1 protein-coding gene is annotated in these 1,654 nt (G+C 60.9%); it reads right to left on the bottom strand.

What is annotated here, in order from left to right:
- Positions 1-30: 30 nt before the first annotated feature.
- A complete protein-coding gene (locus BM413_RS32340; RefSeq protein WP_091918918.1) occupies positions 31-1,587 on the bottom strand; it encodes an ISL3 family transposase in 1,557 nt (518 codons plus the stop codon).
- Between the last annotated feature and the right edge of the window lie 67 nt (positions 1,588-1,654).

Below are 1,654 nucleotides of genomic sequence, written 5' to 3'. Positions count from 1 at the left end.
GGGTCTGACGCACTCTCGATGAAGTTTGGGTCATGCCGCACCGATCAATCTGGCTTGCAGGAGGTCGATCTTTCCACGTCCATACATTTGGCGCTTGACGAGCTTGAGCTTGGTGATCTGACCCTCTGTCTGGCCGTTCGACCATGGCTCGGTGATGGCCGCGCGGACAGCGGCGTGGTCACGAACGATGCCGTTGGCGAAAGATGCGACGAGACTTCTGCTGGCGGCCGCGATCCACAGCTCGAGATCATCGTCAAGCTTCTTGCGGATCATGGAATGGAAACCGGCGACGAGGTTGCGTGCTTCCACCAGCATGGGCACGCCCGCCTCGACGGCGGCTATCATCACAGTGTCGGCTTTGCTCAGATGATCACGTGCAGTCGTCATCAATCGGGCGATCGTTCTGGCTGACGGCACCTTGTGGAGTTGCTGATCGGAGGCCTGTTCGGCGCGCCGACGTCGCCGCGCCCACTCGCTGACGACACCCAGGCGTCCCCGAAAGCCTTTTGTCTTCAGCCGCCGCCAAAGCTCGCTTGCATTGTGGCAACCCGAGACCCATTGCCCGTCCAGGAAGGGGAGCCAGGCTTCGAGTGAACTCTGCCGGACGCGGAATATATCGGTCCGCTGGCCACGGATCACCTGGCGGACGAGTTTGCGGCTATGACCGGTGCGGCGCACGATCTCCTTGATGGGAATGCCTTCGCCAGCAAGTTTCATGATGGCCGCGTTCGTTTCCTCGCGCCGCAGATAGCCTTCGTATTGCAGTTTCTCGGCATAGGTGAGCAGGTCTGGGTTGATCGTCGTGGCACCGATCGCTGCTCGGATAGTCCGCATCGATTTGCGAACGGCGTCGAGGAATGCCGCGCTGGCGTTTTCCATCAGGTGCCATCTATCGGCGACCTGAACCGCATTTGGCAAGGCTCTTGCCGTCGCCTCTCCATATCCGCCGCCGCGGTCGCGCGAGACGATTGCGATCTGCGGATGGTCAGCCAACCACGCCTCGACGGTCGCAATCTCACGATCTGGCAATAGTGTCACGATGCGCCGCCGCTCCAGGTCGCAGACGATGGTGCCGTAGCGATGGTTTCTGCGCCAAGCCCAGTCGTCAACACCGACAACTTTGAGAGTATCCGTTCGCAAACAAGCCCGCCGACGAACGACCCGCAGCAGTGTGTCATTGCTGACCGGGACCATCAGCCGCTTTGCAAAACTGGCCGCCGGCCTGCCGCCAAGCGCCAGCCCAAGGTGATGGACGATGCATTCCAATCGGGACGTGTGCCGTGACCGCTCAGCGACAACCCCATCTTCGAATCGTTCCGCGAAGATTCGCCGCCGGCAGAACGTCGCATCACAGATAAAGCGGCGCGCCACGAGCCGAAGCTCTACCTTCGTCCCGGTACAAGGAAGATCCGACACTCGTCGAACATAGCGGCTGTGGACCCGGCTCGACACCCTGCGGCAGAGAGGGCAAGGTCGCGCTGGCGCCCCCGAGCGAGCGGTAACGGTAATCACTCCTTCGCTCTCGGCAATGGCCTCGACCACCAATCCCGTCGGGATCAAGGCCGACAAACGCAGATTTCTCGTCATGATGCTGATTCCCCTCGGAAAACAGCGCCACGCGAGCATCCAAAATCATCGAATGTGAGTCAGACCC

It is taken from the genome of Mesorhizobium sp. YR577, assembly GCF_900116595.1.
In the GTDB taxonomy this organism is placed as follows: domain Bacteria; phylum Pseudomonadota; class Alphaproteobacteria; order Rhizobiales; family Rhizobiaceae; genus Mesorhizobium_M.
The sequence above is the reverse complement of the archived record's forward strand: the minus strand, read 5'-3'. Positions and strand labels throughout refer to the sequence as shown.

Excerpts from the sequence above, each read along its gene's own strand:
- BM413_RS32340 (WP_091918918.1), bottom strand. The coding sequence starts at position 1,587 with ATGACGAGAAATCTGCGTTTGTCGGCCTTGATCCCGACGGGATTGGTG.